We start from the raw sequence: 20,764 nt of genomic DNA on the forward strand, positions 1-20,764 counted from the left end.
GCCGGAGATCGAAGTGGGCTGCATCACAGTGGCTTCGAGGTGTCGGCCAATGCGTCCGGATCGACCGGCTCACCGGACAGGATCAGCTCCTTGATCCGATCGGTCACGTCCCACACGTTCACGTTCATGCCGGCGAGCACCCGGTTGTCCGAGTCGAGCCAGAACGCGACGAACTCGCGGGCCGCCACATCGCCGCGAGTCACCACTCGGTCGTATTCGCCGGGCGCCGCGTACCCGGTGTACTCCATGCCCAGGTCGTACTGGTCGGTGAAGAAGTAGGGCAGCCGGTCGTAGCTGGCCTCCTTACCGAGCATCGTCGCCGCGGCGACGGTGGGCTGGTTGAGCGCGTTTGCCCAGTGCTCCACCCGAATTCGGCGGTCGAGCACCGGATGCTGCTGTTCGGCGATATCGCCGACGGCGACGATGTCCGGGTCGCTGGTGGTCAGATGTTCGTCGACGAGCACCCCGTCGTCGACGTCGAGCCCGGCGTCGGCGGCCAGCTCGATATTGGGGCGGGCACCGACCGCGATCAGCACCGCCTCGGCCTCGATGACGCTGTCGTCGGCGAGCTTCACCCCGTTCGCGAGCGAGGTGGCGATCGCCTCCTGCGTGGTGATCTCGGCGACCTCGGCGCCCAACCGCAGATCGACACCATGCGACCGATGTAGTTCGGCGAACACCTCGCCCATTTCCGGCCCGAGCGCCCCGAGCAGCGGTTGTTCCGCGGTCTCGACGATGGTCACCTCGACCCCCGCGGCGCGCGCCGCCGCCGCGACCTCCAAGCCGATCCAGCCTGCCCCGATGATCACGATGCGCTGCGCGGCGCTCGCGAAGAATTCGATCAGGGTGTCGGAATCCTCGATGGTGCGCAGCGTGTACACGTTTGGCGCGTCCGCGCCGGGGATCGACAGGGTGCGCGGGGACGAACCGGTGGCGAGTGCCAGCTTGTCGTAGGAGACCGTGGAACCGTCCGGCAACGTGATCGTCTTCTCCGCCGGGTCCAGTCCCTCGACCGTGGTGCCGAGCCTGACCTCCACCCGATGATCGCGGTACCACTGGCCAGGAGCGGTGGTGAAATCGACGAGCTGCTTCTTGCCCGCGAGATGCTCCTTGGACAACGGCGGTCGCTCGTAGGGCAGCCATTCCTCCGCTCCGAGCAGCAGCACGGTCCCGGGAAAGTCATTGGCACGCAAGGCTTCCGCCAGCTTGGCCGCGGCGAGCCCGCCGCCGACGATGACGAACCGCTGATCCGAACTCATGGCGGACTCCTTGTCGAGAGGGAACCGGACTCCTGGAGATAAACCCTAACTGGACCCGTGGTCGGATCTCTGGAAAACGGCGGGCACAGCCGGGAACGAATCGGCGCCCGCCGTGGTTGCTTCGATAAAGCGGCGGGGTGTGCGCCGCGCGTCGAGCATGCGATTCGAGAGGACCCGCCGTGAGTGACAAAGGCTCCGCGAAAGATGTTGCCGATTTCTGGTTCGACCCGCTGTGCCCCTGGTGCTGGATCACCTCCCGCTGGATCCTCGAGGTCGAGCAGGTGCGCGACATCGAGGCACGCTTCCACGTGATGAGCCTGTCGGTGCTGAACGAAAACAAAGAGGGTCTGCCGCCGCAGTACGAGGAACTGCTGGCCACCGGCTGGGGCCCGGTGCGCGTGGCCATCGCCGCGGCGCAGGAGCACGGCGATAAGGTGCTGCTGCCCCTCTACACCGCGATGGGCACCCGCATCCACAATCGGCGCGCCGAGTACGAGCGGGACTCGCGCAAGGAATCCCTTGCCGCGGTGATCGCCGATTCGCTCGCCGAGGTCGGCCTGCCCGCCGAGCTGGCGAAGGCCGCCGACAGCACCGATTACGACGAGGCGCTGCGCAAGAGCCACCACGAGGGCATGGACAAGGTCGGCCCCGACGTGGGCACGCCGACGATCCACATCAACGGCACCGCGTTCTTCGGCCCGGTGCTGTCCCGGATCCCGCGCGGCGAACAGGCGGGCAAGCTGTGGGACGCCGCGGTGACGCTGGCCGACTACCCGCACTTCTACGAGCTCAAGCGCACCCGCACCGAGGATCCGGAGTTCGACTGAGCGCGCGCGAGTGCCGAGCGGTCCTCGGCACTCGCACCACCCTTGCTACGGAACGGATTTCGGCGGCAGCGCCGGAGTCTGCCCGTAAGAACTCGGATATCCGCCGGTAGGAACCATCCCGGCGGCCGCGGGCGGGCTCGGCCGCCACCACAGCCTGCCATGCCTGCTGCGGTCGCGCAGCGCCCACATGCGCCAGGTCAGCACCGGGTGCGAGGACATGGCGTTGACCAACCAGACGAAGAACCCCTTCTCCATCGCCGCCCGATCGGCCATCTCGTCGAAGCCGACCAGGGTGTTCATGTACTTGCCAGCGGCCAGCGTGCCCATAGCCGCGGGCGCGCCGGTGTGGCGGTTGCAGAAGCCGTGGTTGTCGGCGGTGTACTCCTGCGCGCGGATCAACGAGTTGCCGATGATCGGCAGGAACGGCACCAGAAACATGCCGAGCTGGCGCCAGTACGAGGCATGACCCGCCGCGATATGGCCGACCTCGTGGCCGATGATGAACGCCAGCGCGTCGGGTTCCCGTGCCGCACCGCCGATCTCGAACAGATCGCTGTATACCGCGACGTAGCGGCGGAAGCCGTGCCCGCTGGCGAACGCGTTGATCTGGCCGTTACCGAGCACCACGTAGGCGTCCGGCACCTTGGCCATGCCGAACCGCGCGGCCGCCTCGACCACCATCCGGTGCCCCTCGGGGAACTGGGTCGGCGACATCTTCACGCCGTTCACCCGCTGCGTCGCGTAGAGGACACCGCGGCCGAGCCAGATGAGCACCGGCGCGAACACCAGCAGCAGCACGTACTGGTCGAAGTTGCCCGTCGCCAGGAGCAGCAGCGCGATCGCGTACGCGAAGACGGTCAGCATGATGACCACGATGAGCATCGGGATCTCCCAGCTGTGCCGGGCGGGCATGCCGAACGGCGACAGTCCGCGTGGCTGCTGCTGCGGCGGCAGCGCGGGCGGGACCGGAGCGCCGGGATAGGGCCCATAGGACGGCGGAACGGGGTAGGGCGGCGGCGAGCCGTAGGGCGCGTCCTGCGCCTGCGCCCACCCGGCCGGGGCATACGGGTCGGCGTGCGGGCCCGTCTGATGGGGCTGGGGTTCGTGCGGCTGCATGGAATGAACTCTATTCAGTCGCGGGGGAGGGGAGCGGCGGCTCCGGAGTCCGGCCTGACAGAATGCCTGCCATGCGCGTATACCTCGGTGCCGACCATGCCGGTTTCGAACTCAAGAATCACGTCAAAGATCATCTGGAAAAGGCGGGCCACGAGGTCGTCGATTGCGGCGCCCTCGAATACGACGCGCTCGACGACTACCCGGCCTTCTGCATCGAGGCGGCCCGCCGCACCGTCGCCGACCCGGGCAGCCTCGGGCTGGTCTTCGGCGGCAGCGGCAACGGTGAGCAGATCGCCGCGAACAAGGTGCCCGGCGCCCGCTGCGCCCTGACCTGGAGCGTGGAGACCGCCAAGCTGGCCCGCCAGCACAACAACGCCCAGCTCGCCGGGATCGGCGGCCGTATGCACTCCACCGAGGAGGCGCTGGCCATCGTCGACGCGTTCGTCTCCACCCCGTGGTCGGAGGAAGAGCGCCACCAGCGGCGCATCGACATCCTGGCGGAGTACGAGAAGACCGGCACCGCACCGGCTGTGCCCGCCTACTGAGTTACCAGAGGTCGTAACCCGCTGTGCCTGAAGGACCTACGCTGCACCGTCTCGCGAAGCTGCACCAGCGGCGGCTCGCGGGCGGTGTGGTGCGCGTGTACAGCCCGCAGGGCAAGTTCGCCGCCGGGGCCGCCCTGGTAGACGGGCAGGTCCTGACCCGGGCCGAGGCGCTGGGCAAACATCTGCTGCACCACTACGAGTCGGGTCTGGTCGTGCACGTGCACCTCGGCCTGTACGGGAAGTTCTCCGAGTCGGAGCTGCCGATGGGCGAGCCGGTCGGGCAGGTGCGGATGCGGATGATCGGAATGCCGAACGGGCGCCCCGGCTTCGGCACCGATCTGCGCGGCCCCACCGCCTGCGAAGTTCTGCTCGAGCCAGAGGTTTTCGCGCTGACCGAACGGCTCGGCCCCGACCCGTTGCGGCGCGGTGCCGATCCCGATCGCGCCTGGCAGCGCATTCGCCGTTCGAGCAGGCCGATCGGCTCACTGCTGATGGATCAGCGGGTGGTCGCCGGAGTCGGCAACATCTACCGCGCGGAAGTGCTTTTCCGGCACCAGATTTCGCCTTACCGGCCGGGCACCGCGGTCTCGGCCGACGAATGGGGCGAGATGTGGGCCGATCTGGTGGCGCTGATGAAGGTGAGCGTGCGGGTCGGCAAGATCGTCGTCATCCGGCCCGAGGACGACCACGGTGAGCCGTCGTACGCGCCGGATCGTCCCCGCACCTACGTGTACCGCCGGCAAGGATCGCTGTGCCGTCTGTGCGGCACGCCGATCGCCTATGCCGTGATGGAGGCGCGAAACCTCTTCTGGTGCCCCACCTGTCAGCCGGACTAGGGGTGCGGGGCCGCCGTCGCAGTACTCAGCCTGCGACGGCCGTATCGATCTCCGGTTCGTCGGCCAGCGCGAACCGTCGTCCGCCCGCCGTCTTCGCCGAGTACATCGCGCGGTCGGCGCGGCGTAGCAGATCGCTGAAGTCGCACTCGCTGCCCGGCGGGCAGTAGGCGGTGCCGACGCTCGCCGAGACCGGCACCGGGCCCGCGGTCGACCACACCGGGTCGCGTAGTGCGGACACGATCCGATGGGCGAGATCGCCGAGCGTGTTGTGCGGCGGGTTCACCGCGAGCACGAATTCGTCGCCGCCGTACCGGCAGATCACCGTGTCCGGCGGGCACACCTCACGCAGCCGGTTGGCCAACTCGACGAGCACCTCGTCGCCGATCGCGTGCCCGTAGCCGTCGTTGATCTGCTTGAACCGGTCCAGGTCGATCAGCAGCAGCCCGACGCCGCGGTTCGGATCGGTCGACATCAGCCGCACCCGATCCTGCAGCAGCGTCCGGTTGGCCAGATCGGTGAGCGCGTCGTGGGTCGCCTCGTGCCGCAGCCGGTGTTGCAGCGCGGCGATCTCCTGTACGCGTAGCGACACCTTGGCCGAAAGGTTCTGCTCCTGCTGCGCCAGCGCGCGTTCCTGCAACGCCTGGGCATAGCTGTCGATCGCCTGGCTCGCGACGAACGGCCAGCGGGTGGCGACCAGCGAGCCGGGCGCGCCGGAGGGGAAGCCGAGCAGCCACCTGGTGGCCTGCGCCAGCATCCGGATGCGGTCGAACGGCGCCTCGGCGAGCCTGGCGCCGAGCATCCGTGCCTCGGGCACCGGGAACGGCTCGGACCTGGCCAGCGTGAGCAGGCGCTCGACGATTTCGATCAGTACCGGTTCCAGCTGATGGGGCGCCGCGCCGGAACCCGGCTCGGCGCACACCGCGCGGGCCCAGGCGCGGGCCATCGCGGCGACGGGGGGCTCGATATCCATCGACATCGAACTCACCCGACGCAGGTGGCGTCGGTACCCAGAAGCCCTGTGCTGACACAGGTGCCGACGTCACCCCGATCGTTCGCACTGCTACGCGGTTGTGTCCACCTCGCTCGGCGCACGCTCACCGCCCCCTTTCCAGATACCCCCGTCCGGCAAAAAGGATCCTAGCAAGCCACCCGGCATCGAAAAACGCTGTTTTACAACGTGTTCTCGATCCCTCGCGAATGGCGATCGGGTATGTGATCGCTGCAATCGCGCTGGCGTTACACCAGGATTTCGTTCGCTGAGAAGTCGCGCCAGGACGCACTGGCGACACGCTGTGACGGCGCGCCGGGCGGGTCCGCACGGCCACTCGCGATACCTCGGCGCCGTGTGGCCGTGCGGGCGGGCCGATGAGCCGCCTGCCTGGTCGCGGTGCCGAAGTAGCGGTGTGAGTAGCCGAGAATGCGCGAGTCTTCGGCCCGGTAGGGGTGTGGTGCCGGTTTTGCCTGCCCACAGCACGCCCGGCGGTCGGCGGCACAGCGCAAATTCTTGCTAGCGCTGTGGCGGTGAGTCGTGATGTCCCCATGGGTGGCATCCTCTCCGCGACCGGTCGGGCGTGACTGGTGGCCACCCCGTGGGCCACGGCTCCCCCCGACAGGAGTCGTCACGCGTTCCATATGCTCCCCGCTTCCAGTCCGACACGCCCGAGTATCCAGGAACAGAACCCTTTTAATTTCATTTAGTTCTGACTCGCGCGCCACGCCCTGACCGGGGCGGCTGGCGTGCGAGACCCCCGTTCGGGCGTTGCGTTGACGACCGAACCACACCTGCGCTATCCCGCTGCGCGGGGGGCTGATTGGCATTTGCGAAGCAGGGTTCGGTACAGTCGGGACGCACACGACATCGTGGCGATCCCATCGATGTCGTATGCCTGCGGGTGTAGTTCAATGGTAGAACCTCAGCCTTCCAAGCTGATGGTGCGGGTTCGATTCCCGTCACCCGCTCCACACGGAATTCAGCCTCGGCGGCGGTCGATACCGCCGCGAGGAACAACGGGGTGTAGCGCAGCTTGGTAGCGCATCCGCTTTGGGAGCGGAGGGTCGCAGGTTCAAATCCTGTCACCCCGACAATGAACAGGCTCGACTGGCGCAGGTCAGCGGGCTGAGCCCCGGCGACTCCCGGTGGGAATGGCCGGCTGGGCGCTGGAATCGGTCGGCGAGTTGGTGTGGGCACCTGGTTGCTGGATACCGACCAGTCGCTACCATTCGAACATGGGTTCGACAGACGGGCTGCCGCGGACTGAGGGCACGGAGCCGGAGCTGACGTATCCGAACGCGCTGGGCCACTACTACCGGACGGCCACCTACCCGCCGAAACCGGTGTGGGTTCGGTTGGATGCCATCGTGATTCGTGATCCCGGCACGCCGAAGCACACCAATGGAGCCGGGGTGATCATGCACGGTGAGCGACCAGGGACGCTGACGCACTGGGTGCCGACGGTGGCGGGTGATTGGCTCGGCCGGGTGACCTTCAGCGTGCAGTACGCGGACGGTCGCCCGGATCTACTGGTCCGGGACCAGCTGGTGCCTGCCTACGCCCTACGCCCCCGAGCGGAGCGTGCGTAGCCCTCGCTCAGCTCTCGGCGTCCAGCTGGGCTTCGGACAGGTAGGTGTCGACCGACTCGCCCTGCTCGTCGTCCTCCATCGTCACTCGATACCACGGGCTGTCGCGCACGTCCGGGTTGAGGCTGAGGTCGTTGGCGTCGTGCGCCGGTGAGTACTCCGTGTCGACACCGACGACGACGCCGTAGCGGCCGAGGGACACGTGGCGGACTCGATCGCCGATGCCGAATTTGGCTTGCGTCATGATTCACGCACCTTTCCGATACAGGTCACTGTATCTGGCTCGCGCGCAACAACATTTGATGAGCGAATGCCGAGCCTGATCCGCCCGGCGGTAGCGGCCGCCGTGCCGGAACGGCCACCATTATCGGCCGTCGATCGGGTCGGCGACCATCCCTTTCCTGCGCGGCAACGAAATCGGAGCGGCACCTGCCGTGGGTGCTGGCTTACTGACTACCCGACATCGGTCGGCGCAAACTGGGCGGTTTGCTTAGGGGTGCGAAAGCCGCCGCCGCATTCCATCGCCTTACAGTACAATCGTACTAAGTACGCGCGTACTGTTTAACAGGAGGGTTTCGTTATGTGGGATCCGAAGAAGTATCTCGACTTCGCCGACCACCGAGCACGCCCGTTCTTCGAGCTCATCGCCCGCATCGATGCCGAGAAACCACGCCGCGTAGTCGATTTGGGCTGTGGACCGGGCAACCTCACCGGCGTGCTCGCCGACCGATGGCCCGGTGCCCATCTGGACGCGCTCGACTCCTCCCCGGAGATGGTGCAGGAGGCCAAGCAGCGAGGGATCGCCGCCCGAGTCCTCGACGTCCATGACTGGCAGCCGGACCCCGAGACCGACGTGGTCGTCTGCAACGCTGTCCTGCAATGGGTTCCGGACCACCTGGCGCTGCTCGCCGAGTGGCTTCCCGCCCTGCCCGCCGGCGCCTGGTTCGCCATGCAGGTGCCCGGCAACTTCGACGCACCGTCGCACCGGGAAATCCGCGCGCTGGCCACCGAGCCACGCTGGCGGTCCGAGCTGGCCGAGATCGCGCTGCGCAGCGCCGACGCCGTTCCCACGCCCGCCGAGTACGCGACGGTGCTCGCGGTCGACGACATCGCCGTCGACGTCTGGGAAACCACCTACCTGCAACGGCTTTCGGGACCGGACCCGGTGCTGGAATGGGTGACCGGCACCGCGCTGCGTCCGATCCGTGCCGCCTTGGACGACGAGGACTGGCGCGAATTCCGCACCGAGCTCGCGCCCCGCCTGCGCGTCGCGTATCCGGCCAGGTCCGACGGCACCACCTGGTTCCCGTTCCGCCGTATTTTCGCGGTCGCCAACAAGCCTTCAGCCTGAGGCGAATGTCAGGGTGGAGTAAGGAAACTCTCGACAATGCGACGTGCTCGGTGCATGGCTTCCTCGTCTCCGATGCGCAGCGCAGTATTGGTCGCGCAGAGCACGGCGTCGATCTGGAACGCGGCGAGTCCCGCGTCGAGTTCGGCGATTTCGCCTGCCGTCACCGCGTGCCGCAGTTCCCGTTCGAGCGTGTGCACCCAGGCCCGCCGGTCGCGGAATACCGCGTCGCGCACCGGCCCTGGTCTGCTGTCCTGCTCCGGTGCGTTCGCGACCCAGAAGCAGCCACCGGCGAACAGTGGACCCTCGGCATAGGCCAGCCAGCTCTCGACCAGCGCCCGCAGCCGGGCGACGCCCTGCGGCGCGGGCCGGGCCGGTTCGATCACCGCCTCGACGAACATCTCACGTGCGTAGTCGATGGCAGCCAATTGCAAGGCTTCCTTCGTCTTGAACAGCGTCTGGATGCCCGCCTTGCTCAATCCCGCCTCGGTGGCGAGCCCGCCGAAGCTCAATCCCGCCAGCCCGTCGAGCGAGGCGATGTCGACCGCGTGCCGCAGCACCGTCTGCCGCGTCTTCGCCCCGCGGAGCAGGCGTTTGTCGGTGATCTCGGCGGGCTGGCGCCGGGTGAGCAGCGCGGCGTCGGGATCACTTTCCATACGGTCGATCGTACTCACTGGCGACAAACGGTCGCCGGCCCGCGAACAACCGCGCAGGCGGCAGGTGCGAGCTCGAACGGAGAGCTGACGCCTCAGCCGACCGCGACGTCGAGCGTATCCGGCAGTCCGCCGGTATCTTTCACCCCTCTGGCGGCCCGCTGGGAGAGCGCGGCAAGCACCGGCAGCCGCGCATCGCCCAGTGACATCGCGTGGTTGCCCAGGTGATTGGTGACAAAGGCCACCGAAAGCCCGAGTCCCGGCATGGCGAGAGCACCCGAACCGCCGATACCGAAGTGCCCCAACGCCCGCCGGGTCAGCCGGGTGCCGACGATCCCGCGGTGGTAGCCGAGCGCGAAATGCGGTGCGGCGCCGAGCACATAGTCGAACCGGCCGTTCGGCGGCATCTGCGCGATCAAGCGGGTGGTCTCCGGCCGCAGCAGGCGGCGATGACCGACCATGCCGTCGTTGGCGATGGCGCCGTACATCTTGGCCAATGACCGCGCGGTGAAAACACCGTTCCAGCCAGGCATCATCGCGTCATAGGGCTGCTGGCCGAGGGTCATATCGGCCCAGCCGTCGTAGACCGCGCCGCGTGCCGAGTGCACCGCCCGCAACGAGGCGAACGGCGCGATCATCCGGTCGAACGGCACCCGCGCGATGCCGAGCCGCGGCGACAGCTTGGCCAGCCGGTGGCGCTGGTGCGGTGCGACGCCGAACCAGAAGTCGTTGTCGCCCAGCGGTTCCGCGAGCTCGGTCCGCACCACCTCGGGGAAGCCGCGCCCGGTCGCCCGCTGCGCGATCTCCGCGACGAGGGTGCCGAAGGTGAGGCCGTGGTACCCGGACGCGCGCAACCGCAGCGGATCGGGTGCGGAGGCGGCGATGGCGGCGGCCATGGCATCGTGGTCGAGCAGATCCGCCGGGTCGTCGAGCAGGCCGCGGGTGCGCTGCAGTCCGGCCCGATGGTTCAGCACGTCGCGAACGGTGATGTCCGCCTTGCCATTCGCCGCGAACTCGGGCCAGTAGGTCGCCACCGGTGCGTCGTAGTCGAGCACGCCGCGTTCGGCGAGCCGGTGCGCGACCGTCGCGGCGACGCCCTTGCCGGTCGAATACGACAGCGCCATGGTGTCGGCCCGCCACCGTCGGTCGCTGTCCGCCCAGCCCGCCCAGATGTCGAGCACCGGAGCGCCGTTCAAGTAGACCGCGAAGGCGCCGCCACCCTGCCGCTTGCGCCGGAACATGGCGAAGAACTTCGCGGCCACGGCGGTGAAGCGGTCGTCGATGAGCATGTGCACGGCGCCGGGCGCGCCGTCTGGGCTCGCTAACGGCATGGTCAGACTCCTATGTCCAGAACGCCAAGCAAGCCGCCGCGGTAACAGTTGCAAGCAGCTTGCTAACACCCACGGTAACGTGTGTCAGTTACCGCGTGCAATGGGTCTGGGACAGTTGCCGTCGTCCGGAGTCGTGAGCTGTGCGGAGTTACAAATAGAACTTGCGGTGCCGGAAACTGGCCTGTATCCGCCCGACCAGCACGCCGGTATGCAGCAGCCACTGCCCGCGCGGAATCCGATTCCTGGTCAGCCGAATCCACGGGTTGTGCCGCACCACGATCGCGAATCGCGTCCAGGTCTCGCTCAGTGGCGGCCGAGGGCAGCCGAGCGGAGCGTGCTTGACGAACACATTGGTCGCGGCGTGCCCGTAGACCACCGCTTGCTTCCACACCGCCTGATGGGTCGAGCGCAAGCGATAGGCCATCATCGCGTCCGGCACGTGGCCGAGGGTCAGGCCCGCCTGCTGGACGCGCCACGAAATGTCCATGTCCTCGCCGGGATCGAGGCTTTCGTCGAAGCCGCCGATCTTCTCGAAGGCGGCGCGCCAGTAGCCCGCGTTGTTGCCGTGCGCGAACGGCAGATAGTGGGTGGGGAAGCCGATCTCCGGTGGCGGCACGGGACGCCAGGTCGCGACCTCTGGGCTGTTCAGTGTCGTGTTCTCCAGTGCCCCGCCGACCGCGTCGTAGTCGGCGGCGGCCCGGACCAGTGCGCTGAGCCAGCCGGGGTGCGCGCGGTCGTCCTGGTCGGTGAAGACGAGGAAGTCACCCGATGCCGCGGCGGCGCCGTTGTTGCGGGCGTAGGGGCCGCCCGGCCGGTCCGAACTGTCGAGGTAGCGCAGCCGCAGCCGATCGGCGAGGGGGTGGCTGTCGATGTGCGCGCGCAGCGTGGCGCTCGGCTCGTTGTCGCTGATGATCACCTCGAACGGGCCCTGGTAGTCCTGCTCGGCCAGCCCGGCCAACTGCACGTCCAGATCTGGCAGCCCGTTGTAGACCGGAATGATTACCGAAACTAATTCGGGCGTTCTGATCGGTGAGTTGACAGCAGAGGCCGACATCGGCACTTCCCCCCAAGATGATGAATCGTGTTGGCGTCACCATAAATGGTCAGATGACCAACAGGCAAGCGGAGCGCCAGGGTGGATTGTCTGTCCTGCCTGGCGATGAGAATCCCACTGCCCCAGCTGATTTCGCTACCCACCAATTCTGGGGGGGAGGGTAGCCCCCCGATTGGTGTGTGCGGCGTCACAATCGGGGGTCGACCGGTTCGGATTCCAGCGCGAGAACTGCGAAAACGGCTTCGTGGACCCGCCACAGCGGTTCGCCCGCGGCCAACCGGTCAAGCGCCTCCAGGCCAAGGGCGTACTCGCGCAACGCCATCGATCGTTTGCGCCCGAGTCCGCGGTTGCGCAGCCGGTCCAGGTTGGCCTCGCGCAGGTATTCCGGACCGTAGATGATCCGGAGATATTCGGGCCCACGGCATTTCACGCCGGGCTGGACCAGCCTGCCGGTCGCGCCCTCGGCCTTCGGTGCGCCCCGAACCAGTGCCTGCCGTGGCTTGACCACCATGCCCTCACCACCCGCCGCGGTGAGCTCGGTCCACCACCTGGTGGCCGCATCCGTCCCGGCCGGGTCGGTCAGATCGACGAACATGCGTCCCGTCGGGGCACACAGCTCGGTGTCGGCCGCGACCAGCCGATCGATCAACGCCAGATGCCAATCATGCTCGCGGACCGCGTGATTCGCCCCCTCGGCAGCCAGGATCTGGAACGGCGCGAGCCGAAGACCGGCCATGCCATCGACCGGCCAGCAATAGCGGCCATAGGCAGCCGTGAACGCCGCCGCATCGTCCTTGCGCTTCCCGGTGCGGCCAGCCAGGTCGGCGACATCCAGTCCGCGTTCCGCCGCCGCGGCAAGCACCTCGGCGGTGGCGCCGAGCGCCGACCGTGCCGCCGCGCCGACGGCGGCGTACTGGTTGCGCAACAGACCGATCGCCTTCGCCGACCACGGCATCAACTCGGCGTCGAGCAGCAGCCAATCGCTGTGTAGCTCGTCGAACAACCCCGCGGTGTCGGCCGCCGCCCGCAGGCGAGCCAGTAAGGCCTCGGTGTGCTCGGGATCGTCGAAGAACGGGCGTCCGGTGCGCGTGTAGATCACCCCGGTGCCGCCGTCCTCGACGCCGAATCGGTCCCGGGCGGCCTGCGCGGACCTGGCCACCAGGACCACCGCCCGCGAGCCCATGTGCTTTTCCTCGCACACGAGCTGGTTGACCCCCTCGGCGCGGTAATACGCGAACGCCTCCGCCGGGTGTTCCAGATACCCCGGCAGATCCGAGGTCGCACACGGCGCCATGGTCGGCGGCAGATACACCAGCCAGCGCGGATCGATCGCGAACCGGCTCATCACTTCCAGTGCGGCGCAGGCGTTTTCCTCCTGCACACCGACTCGCCCGTGATAGCGGGTTTCCACGACGCGGCGGCCGATCACGTCATCCAGATCCAGCACGCCGGGATCCCGGTGCACCACGCCCTCGGCGGTGCTGATGGTAGTAGCCGCCAATGGCCGCACCGGTTCGTACCACACCGTTTCCGCCGCCACCGAAACCGGCTCACGCTCCGGATAACGCAGCGCGGACAGCCTGCCGCCGAACACCACACCGGTGTCCAGGCACAGCGTGTTGTTCACCCACTGGAGGTCGAGCACCGGGGTGTGCCCGTACAGCACCGTCGCGCGGCCGCGATAGTCATTGGCCCACGGATACCGCACCGGTAGGCCGTATTCGTCTGTCTCCCCGGTGGTTTCGCCATACATCGCGAAGGATCGCACCCGCCCTGACGCGCGGCCGTGGTACTCCTCCTTCAGCCCAGCGTGCGCGACGACGAGCTTGCCGCCGTCGAGTACATAGTGGCTGACCAGGCCGCGACAGAATTCGTGTGCCGCCTTGCGGAAGACCTCGTCCTCGGCTGCCAGCTGGGCCAGCGACTCGGCCAGCCCGTGCGCCACCCGCACCTGCTTGCCGTCGAGGGCACGCACCAGCTTGTTCTCGTGATTCCCGGTGACGCACAGCGCGGTTCCCGCCGCCACCATACCCATCACCAGCCGCAGCACCCCGGGGGTGTCCGGACCGCGGTCGACCAGGTCGCCGACGAACACCGCGGTGCGGCCCGCCGGATGCCGCGCGCCGATCGCGCGCCCCGCGTCGTCGCGGTCGAGGACATAGCCGAGTTCGCCGAGCAGCGTTTCCAATTCGGCCCGGCAGCCGTGCACGTCACCGATCACGTCGAACGGCCCGGTGAGCTCTCGCTTGTCGTTCCAGGCCTTCTCGTCGACGATGGTCGCGGCCTCGATCTCGGCCACCCCGCGCAGCACGTACACCTTGCGGAAGCCCTCCCGCTCCAGTCCGCGCAGGCTGCGCCGCAGTTCGCGCTGCTGCCTGGCGACCACGTGCGCGCCGAGGGACGCCCGGTCCGGGCGCGCCGAATTACGTTCCAGGCACACCGAATCCGGGACATCGAGCACGATTGCCACCGGCAGCACGTCGTGCGCCCGCGCCACCGCGATGAGCTCCTGTCGCGACTTGGCCTGCACGTTGGTCGCGTCGACGACCGTGCGCAGTCCGCGCCGCAGCCGGACGCCCGCGATGTGGTGCAGCAGCGCGAACGCCTCCGGCGTCGCCGTCTGGTCGTTCTCGTCGTCGCTGACGACGCCGCGGCAGGCGTCGGAGGAGACCACAGCGGTCGACCGGAAGTGCTTGCGCGCGAAGGTCGACTTGCCCGAGCCGGTGCTGCCGATCAACACCACCAGGGAAAGTTCGGGTACCGAAAGCTCCGCCATCAGGCCGCTCCTTCCCTTGTCGATGTCACTGTGCTGGTCGATTCGGACTTAGTGAACACGGCCATTTGCGTCGGTGCCCCGACCTCGGCATCGGGCACGCCGATCGGCACGAACCGCACGGAATATCCGTTCCGGGCCGCCACCGCGTCGGCCCACGCCGCGAATTCCGCACGGGTCCATTCGAACCGATGGTCGGCGTGCCGGAACGCACCGGCCGTCAATCTCTCGAACTGTCCATTGAACTCCGCGTTGGGCGTCGTGACGACCACCGCGCCCGGTGCGGCCGCCGCGAACACCGCGTGCTCGAGCGCGCTCAGCCGTGGCAAATCGATGTGTTCGATGACCTCCATCAGCACCGCCGCGTCGTAGCCGCGCAGCCGGGCGTCGGTGTAGGTGAGCGCGCCCTGTCGCAGGGTCAGCCGCTGCGCCACCCGTTCGGGCAGCCGGTCGATCCGCAGTTTGCGTTCGGCGATGCGCAACGCCCGCATCGAAACGTCCACACCGACGATCTCGGTGAATGTCTTGTCCGCCAGCAGCTCCCGCAGTAGCACGCCCTCGCCGCAGCCGAGATCGAGCACCCGCCGCGCGCCGACCTCATGCAGTGTCGCCAGCACTGCGGTCCGTCGAGTAACCGCCAAAGACGGTGTGCGCGACGTGGTGTCGACTTCGTCGTGCCCATCGGTCGCGCCGACGACTTCTCCACCAGTGCCGGTAGCGCTGTCCTCGGCAACGGTCACTTCCGGTGTCGCGAAGGCTGTGTCGATACCCGCCTCGGTAGCATCCACCTCCACCGCGTCCAACTGCTCCGGCTCCACCTCATCCAATTCGGCCAGTCGAGCCAGCGCGGTCCGCACCAGCGACTGCCGCCGAGCCAGATACCGCCGCGTGATCAACCCCCGCTCCGGGTGCTCGGCCAGCCACCCGCCACCCGCCCGGATCAGCTTGTCGACCTCATCCGCGGCCAGCCAGTAGTGCTTGGACCCGTCCAACACCGGCAGCAGAACATAGAGGTGCGACAGCGCGTCGGCCAGTCGCACGGTGCCGCTCAACACGAGCCGCAGGTGGTGCGAGTCGCCCCAGTCCGGAAATGCCGGATCCAACGGCAGGGGAGTGGCGCGCACCGTCCATCCCAGTGGCGCGAACATCCGCTCTGCCACCTCCGGCCCACCCTTGCACGGCACCGCGGGCAGTTCGATGCGCAACGGCAGCGCCGTCAGCGCCAGCTCCGGACGCAGCGTGCAGCGCCCGTGCAGCGCGGTGCGGAACACCGCCCCGATCGCTACCGACAACAGCGACGACGCCGCGTACGGCCGATCGTTGACGTACTGGCCGAGGCTGAAATCCGCTGTGCCACGGGAACGTCCGCGCACCAGCCGGATCGGATCGACCTCGAGCACCAGTGCCGCGGTGCATCGGCTGGCCGTCGCCTCCGGGTACACGACATGCGCTGTGCCGTAGGACTGTTCGAACGCCTGCACCCGGTCGGGATTCTTGTGCAGCAAGAATCCGAGGTCGGTCGCCGGCCAGGCGGCGCCGTCCGGTGGCGTGCAGGTGATCGTGAGGAGCATTCAGCGATCGTCACCCAGCCGCGGGAACCAGCGCAAGGAAGTTTCATCGCAGGCGAGGCAACTCAGGCGAAAATGCGCCATCCCAGGTCCGTTACCCGTAGTAGACGCGGTGGCGCAGGCTGCCCTGGATCCGTCCGACGAGCACCCCCGCATGCAGCGTCCACAAACCGCGCGGGAATCGATTCCGGGTGAGTCGGATGAACGGATTGTGCAGCACCACAAGCACTATCGAGAACCACGTCGCTTGGAACGGCAGCCGAGGGCAGCCGACGGAGCGATGTTTGGCGTACACGGCGACGGCACCGCGCCCGTAGTTGAGCGCCTGCCGCCAGGTGTCGCGATAAGTCGTGCGCAGCCGGTACGCGACGAGCGCGTCCGCGGAGTGGCCCAAACGCAGCCCGGCCTCCTGGATGCGCCAGCTGATGTCCACGTCGTCGCCGCCGAAAAGGCTTTCGTCGTAGCCGCCGACCTTGTCGAAGGCCGTGCGCCAGTAGCCCGCGTTGTTGCCGTGCGCGTACGGCAGATAGTGGGTGGGGAACCCGTCCTCGGGAGCGGGCACCGGTCGCCAGCTGGCGACTTCCGGGCTGTTGAGCGTGGTCACTTCGACGGCGCCGCTCACCGCGTCGTAGTCGGCGGCGGTCCGGACCATCGCGCTGAGCCAGCCCGGATGCACCCGATCGTCTTGATCTACGAAGGCGAGGAAGTCGCCATCGGCGAGCGCTGCTCCGTTGTTGCGCGCATACGACGGCCCTTGCGTTGCGGAGCTGTCCACGTAGCGCAGCCGCAACGCCTCGGTGAGCGGATGTCCGTCGATGTGTTCGGCCAAGCCGTCGCTGGAGCCGTTGTCGCTGACCAAGACCTCATAGGGCCCCGGGTAGTCCTGTTCGGCCAAAGCGGCGAGTTGTTCGTCCAACTCGGGAAGTCCGTTGAACACCGGAATGATGACCGAGACGAGCTCGGGCTTACGCGCGGATACGGCCGACGCCGACATCGATACTCCCCCTAGGCCCTCGGAGAGGACGCTATCTAGCGGATCTGACACATGGACTGGTGCCGCCCCGACGGCATCGAGGAACTTACTCGCGAACTCCCCTTTGCCGCAATATTTCTCGAATGTGTCACCCGCCACCGGCGGAAACGTCGAGTATCGCCGCGCCGAATGCCTTCGCGCGCAGCAAAATCCGGTTACCCGTAGTAGACCCGGTGGCGCAGCATGCCCCGGATCCGCCCGACCAGCACACCGGCGTGCAGTGTCCACAATCCGCGTGGCAGGCGGTTCTTGGTCAGTCGAATAAACGGATTGTGCAGTACCACGATGGCGATCGACACGAACGTCGCCTGCAACGGCAAGCGCGGGCACCCAAGGGGCCGATGTTTGGCGTACACATCGACGGCACCGCGCCCGTAGTTGACCGCCTGCCGCCAGGTGTCGCGGTAGGTCGTGCGCAGCCGGTAGGCGACGAGGGCGTCCGGCGCGTGGCCGAAGCTCAACCCGGCCTGCTGCAGCCGCCAGGTGATGTCGACATCGTCACCGGCGACGATCAGGCTCTCGTCGTAGCCGCCGATCTTCTCGAACGCCGCGCGCCAGTAGCTGGTGTTGTTGCCGTGCGCATAGGGCAGATAGTGGGTGGGGAAGCCGTCCTCCGGGGCGGGCATCGGTCGCCAGCTGGCAACCTCTGGGCTATTGAGAGTCTGCACTTCGACGGCGCCGCTCACCGCGTCGTAGTCGGCGGCGGTCCGGACCATCGCGCTGAGCCAGCCCGGATGCACCCGGTCGTCCTGGTCGACGAAGGCGAGAAAGTCGCCCTCCGCAACGGTAGCCGCGTTGTTGCGTGCAAACGGAGCGCCCGGTTTGGCCGAGCTGTCGACGTACCGCAACCGCAGCGCCTCCGTCAGCGGGTGGCCATCGATATGCTGGGCCAACCCGTCGCGAGAACCGTTGTCGCTGACCAGCACCTCATAGGGCCCGGAATAGTCCTGTTCGGCCAAACCGGCCAGTTGCTCGTCCAAATCGGGAAGCCCGTTGAACACAGGAATGATCACCGAGACGAGCTCGGGCTTACGCGCGGATGCGACAGACGCCGACACCGGTACTCCCTATCTGGGTCCCCGACGAGGACGCTATCTAGCAGATCGAACAAGTGAACCATTTCCAACTTACCTTGCTGGCGTCGAGGAACATACTCGCGAACTGTGGGTTACCGCTAGGTTTTCGGCCGGTGACACGTGCGTCTGCGGGCGATTAGGGGATCGATTAGGGGAAATGACCGTTCAAGCGGTCTGATAGGGCCAGCTCCAGTCGGCGACCGCGGGAATGTCCTCGCCGTGCTCGCGGGTCCAGGCGCGCGCCTCCCACCGGGCGTCCACCATCTCCTGACGCAGTCCGGCGGCGCGCTCACCCAGGCTCGGCACCCGATCGATGACGTCCATCACCAGGTGGTAGCGATCCAGGTCGTTGAGCATCACCATGTCGAACGGCGTGGTGGTGGTGCCGCGCTCCTTGTAGCCGCGCACGTGCAGCCCGGCATGATTGGTGCGCCGGTAGGTCAGTCGGTGCACCAGCCACGGGTAGCCGTGGAAGGCGAAGATCACCGGACGGTCGTGGGTGAACAAGGTGTCGAACTCGCTGTCGGGCAAGCCATGTGGGTGCTCATCCTGCGGTTGCAACCGCATCAGGTCGACCACGTTCACCACCCGTACCCGCAACTCCGGCAGCCGGTCTCGCAGAATCGCCGCCGCCGCCAGGGTTTCCAGCGTCGGCACGTCCCCGGCACAGGCCAGCACGACATCAGGGACGGTGCCGAGCTTGTCGTTGTGACCCGCCCAGTCCCAGATGCCGATGCCGCGGGCGCAGTGCTCGGCCGCGTCGTTCACCGAAAGCCAGTCCGCCTGCGGCTGTTTGCCCGCGACCACCACATTCACGTAGTGCCGCGACCGCAGACAGTGGTCGTAGGTGGACAACAGCGTGTTGGCGTCCGGCGGCAGATAGACCCGGACGATCGATGGTTTCTTGTTCAGCACCACGTCAAGGAAGCCAGGGTCCTGATGGGTGAACCCATTGTGGTCCTGCCGCCAAACATGCGACGACAGTAGGTAATTGAGGCTCGCGATGGGTCGCCGCCACGGCACCGCCGCACTGGCGTCGAGCCACTTGGCATGCTGGTTGAACATGGCGTCCACGATGTGGATGAACGCCTCGTAGCAGGTGAACACCCCGTGCCTGCCGGTGAGCAGATAGCCCTCGAGCAGCCCCTGGCACATGTGCTCGGACAGCACCTCGACCACTCGGCCGGTGCGGTCGAGTTTCTCGTCGTACTCGCCGATTTCGGCCTGCCAGTTGCGGCCGGTCACCGCCAGAATGTCCTGCAACCGATTGCTGGCCAGCTCGTCCGGCGCGAAGGTGATGAAGTTGTCCGGGTTGGTCCGGGTGACCTCGCGCAGCCAGCCGCCGAGCACCTTGGTCGCCTCGTGCGTGCTGCCGCCCGGCGCGGCCACTTCGACACCGAAGTCGCGCCAGTCCGGCAGATTCAAATCACGAACGAGCTTGCCGCCGTTGGCAATCGGGTTCGCGCTCAGCCGCTGATCGCCGTCGGGCACCTGGTCGAGCAGCTCCGACACCGGCCTGCCCTGCTCGTCGAACAACTCCTCCGGCCGATAGGAGCGCAGCCACTGTTCCAGCACCGCACGGTGGCTCGCGTCGGAGCGCGCGGCGGGCAACGGCACCTGATGCGCCCGGAACGTGCCCTCCACCTGATCGCCGTCCACCATCGGCGGACAGGTCCAGCCCTTCGGGGTGCGCAAGACGATCATCGGCCAGATCGGGCGCACGCCGTCGGTGCCGCCCCGCGCGGCGCGCTGGATCTGCGCGATGCGTTCCATGCAGGTGTCGACCGCGACGGCCATCGCCTGATGCACCGCCGTCGGATCGCTGCCGGAAACGATGATCGCCTCGTAGCCGTACCCGCGCATCAGCGCGACCAGCTCCTCCTCCGGAATGCGCGCGAGAATGGTCGGATTGGCGATCTTGTACTGGTTCAACGCCAGGATCGGCAGCACCGCACCGTCGCGCGCCGGGTTGACGAACTTGTTGGCATGCCAGCTGGTGGCCAGCGGGCCGGTCTCCGCCTCGCCGTCGCCGATCACACAGAACACCGTCAGGTCCGGGTTATCCAGCGCGGCGCCGAAGGCGTGCAACAGGGAATAGCCGAGCTCGCCACCCTCGTGGAACGAGCCGGGCGTCTCCGGCGCACAGTGGCTGGGCACCCCGCCAGGGAAGGAGAATTGCGCGAACAGCGCGCCCATCCCCGCCGCGTCCCGCGGAATATGGCTGTACAGCTCGGAGTACGTGCCTTCCAGCCAGGCGCACGCGTTCGGCCCCGGCCCGCCGTGCCCCGGTCCGGCGACGAAAACGGCGTTGAGCCCGCGCTGCCGGATCGCCCGATTGGCATGCACCCACACCAGGTTCAACCCGGGAACGGTGCCGAAATGCCCGAGCAACCGCGGCTTGATGTGCTCGGCTCGCAGCGGCTCGCGCAGCAGCGGGTTCGCCATCAGATAGATTTGCCCCACCGAGAGGTAGTTCGCGGCTCGCCACCAGGCGTCCATCGAGACCAGTTCGTCGCGGTCCAGTGGGCCCGCGGCCTCGGTCAGTCGATAGGGCTGTGGGGCGACGGTCTCGCCGCCCGTGCTGCCGACATTGTCGGCCGAGGTGTCGCCACCCGCACTGGCCAAGTGGGTCATGCGCCGACTCTCCTCACGCTCGGGGACTACGGAAGCGGTCCTGGAGCGCCGTCGGCGTCGGTCCGGCAGCCGCACCGAATCAATCGGCAACTCCAGATGGAGGATTCACCGTCAGCCTACCGATCAATCACTTG

Annotated in this window: 17 protein-coding genes and 2 tRNA genes; 7 read left to right on the forward strand and 12 right to left on the reverse strand. The window is 67.7% G+C overall.

What is annotated here, in order from left to right:
* Nucleotides 1–23 precede the first annotated feature (23 nt).
* Complete coding sequence (locus KV110_RS09260) at nt 24–1,259, reverse strand: NAD(P)/FAD-dependent oxidoreductase (protein WP_218475137.1); 1,236 nt, start codon at nt 1,257–1,259, stop codon at nt 24–26.
* Between the two features lie 179 nt (nt 1,260–1,438).
* On the opposite strand from KV110_RS09260, the gene KV110_RS09265 reads away from it, so the two are divergent.
* Nucleotides 1,439–2,086 carry a mycothiol-dependent nitroreductase Rv2466c family protein gene (locus tag KV110_RS09265; protein WP_218475139.1) on the forward strand — a complete coding sequence of 216 codons (648 nt, stop codon included), beginning with the start codon at nt 1,439–1,441 and terminating at the stop codon, nt 2,084–2,086.
* Between the two features lie 45 nt (nt 2,087–2,131).
* Here the strand turns inward: KV110_RS09265 and KV110_RS09270 are convergent, their stop codons facing one another.
* On the reverse strand, nt 2,132–3,202 hold the full coding sequence (locus KV110_RS09270) for a M48 family metallopeptidase (protein ID WP_246634425.1): 1,071 nt from the start codon (nt 3,200–3,202) through the stop codon (nt 2,132–2,134).
* Between the two features lie 71 nt (nt 3,203–3,273).
* Between KV110_RS09270 and KV110_RS09275 the strand changes: the two genes are divergently transcribed.
* Nucleotides 3,274–3,747 (forward strand): ribose-5-phosphate isomerase, encoded by a 474-nt coding sequence (locus tag KV110_RS09275; protein WP_218475141.1) that lies wholly within the window; start codon nt 3,274–3,276, stop codon nt 3,745–3,747.
* Between the two features lie 23 nt (nt 3,748–3,770).
* The gene (locus tag KV110_RS09280) at nt 3,771–4,583 is read left to right on the forward strand and encodes an Fpg/Nei family DNA glycosylase (RefSeq protein WP_218475143.1); all 813 of its coding nucleotides are present in this window, start codon (nt 3,771–3,773) and stop codon (nt 4,581–4,583) included.
* 25 nt (nt 4,584–4,608) lie between these two features.
* On the opposite strand, the gene KV110_RS09285 is transcribed toward KV110_RS09280, so the two are convergent.
* A complete protein-coding gene (locus KV110_RS09285; protein ID WP_218475145.1) occupies nt 4,609–5,559 on the reverse strand; it encodes a GGDEF domain-containing protein in 951 nt (316 codons plus the stop codon).
* A 912-nt stretch (nt 5,560–6,471) separates the two neighbouring features.
* Between KV110_RS09285 and KV110_RS09290 the strand changes: the two genes are divergently transcribed.
* From KV110_RS09290 to KV110_RS09300, 3 genes are all read left to right on the forward strand, one after another.
* Nucleotides 6,472–6,545, forward strand: a tRNA-Gly gene (locus tag KV110_RS09290).
* Nucleotides 6,546–6,591: 46 nt separating this feature from the next.
* A tRNA-Pro gene (locus tag KV110_RS09295) sits at nt 6,592–6,665 on the forward strand.
* 144 nt (nt 6,666–6,809) lie between these two features.
* Entirely contained in the window at nt 6,810–7,163 is a 354-nt protein-coding gene (locus tag KV110_RS09300; protein ID WP_246634426.1) for a hypothetical protein, read from the forward strand.
* A 7-nt stretch (nt 7,164–7,170) separates the two neighbouring features.
* Here the strand turns inward: KV110_RS09300 and hspQ are convergent, their stop codons facing one another.
* Nucleotides 7,171–7,404 (reverse strand): heat shock protein HspQ, encoded by a 234-nt coding sequence (gene hspQ / locus KV110_RS09305; RefSeq protein ID WP_218475147.1) that lies wholly within the window; start codon nt 7,402–7,404, stop codon nt 7,171–7,173.
* A 336-nt stretch (nt 7,405–7,740) separates the two neighbouring features.
* Here hspQ and KV110_RS09310 point away from each other — a divergent pair, with 336 nt between their 5' ends.
* A complete protein-coding gene (locus tag KV110_RS09310; protein ID WP_218475149.1) occupies nt 7,741–8,511 on the forward strand; it encodes a trans-aconitate 2-methyltransferase in 771 nt (256 codons plus the stop codon).
* Nucleotides 8,512–8,519: 8 nt separating this feature from the next.
* Here the strand turns inward: KV110_RS09310 and KV110_RS09315 are convergent, their stop codons facing one another.
* From KV110_RS09315 to KV110_RS09350, 8 genes are all read right to left on the reverse strand, one after another.
* Nucleotides 8,520–9,164 (reverse strand): TetR/AcrR family transcriptional regulator, encoded by a 645-nt coding sequence (locus tag KV110_RS09315; RefSeq protein ID WP_218475151.1) that lies wholly within the window; start codon nt 9,162–9,164, stop codon nt 8,520–8,522.
* A 92-nt stretch (nt 9,165–9,256) separates the two neighbouring features.
* The gene (locus KV110_RS09320) at nt 9,257–10,492 is read right to left on the reverse strand and encodes a serine hydrolase domain-containing protein (RefSeq protein ID WP_218475152.1); all 1,236 of its coding nucleotides are present in this window, start codon (nt 10,490–10,492) and stop codon (nt 9,257–9,259) included.
* A 148-nt stretch (nt 10,493–10,640) separates the two neighbouring features.
* Nucleotides 10,641–11,546 carry a glycosyltransferase family 2 protein gene (locus KV110_RS09325; RefSeq protein WP_218475154.1) on the reverse strand — a complete coding sequence of 302 codons (906 nt, stop codon included), beginning with the start codon at nt 11,544–11,546 and terminating at the stop codon, nt 10,641–10,643.
* 187 nt (nt 11,547–11,733) lie between these two features.
* Nucleotides 11,734–14,322, reverse strand: a complete 2,589-nt coding sequence (locus KV110_RS09330; RefSeq protein ID WP_218475156.1) for a polynucleotide kinase-phosphatase — start codon at nt 14,320–14,322, stop codon at nt 11,734–11,736.
* Entirely contained in the window at nt 14,322–15,890 is a 1,569-nt protein-coding gene (locus KV110_RS09335; protein ID WP_218475158.1) for a 3' terminal RNA ribose 2'-O-methyltransferase Hen1, read from the reverse strand. Before KV110_RS09335 ends, KV110_RS09330 begins: the two co-directional genes overlap by 1 nt.
* Nucleotides 15,891–15,981: 91 nt before the next feature.
* Nucleotides 15,982–16,881, reverse strand: coding sequence for a glycosyltransferase family 2 protein (locus KV110_RS09340; protein WP_218475160.1), 900 nt, complete (start codon nt 16,879–16,881; stop codon nt 15,982–15,984).
* 194 nt (nt 16,882–17,075) lie between these two features.
* Nucleotides 17,076–17,978, reverse strand: a complete 903-nt coding sequence (locus KV110_RS09345; protein WP_218475162.1) for a glycosyltransferase family 2 protein — start codon at nt 17,976–17,978, stop codon at nt 17,076–17,078.
* Nucleotides 17,979–18,161: 183 nt separating this feature from the next.
* Entirely contained in the window at nt 18,162–20,630 is a 2,469-nt protein-coding gene (locus KV110_RS09350) for a phosphoketolase family protein (RefSeq protein ID WP_218475164.1), read from the reverse strand.
* Between the last annotated feature and the right edge of the window lie 134 nt (nt 20,631–20,764).

It is taken from the genome of Nocardia iowensis, assembly GCF_019222765.1.
Lineage (GTDB): Bacteria > Actinomycetota > Actinomycetes > Mycobacteriales > Mycobacteriaceae > Nocardia > Nocardia iowensis.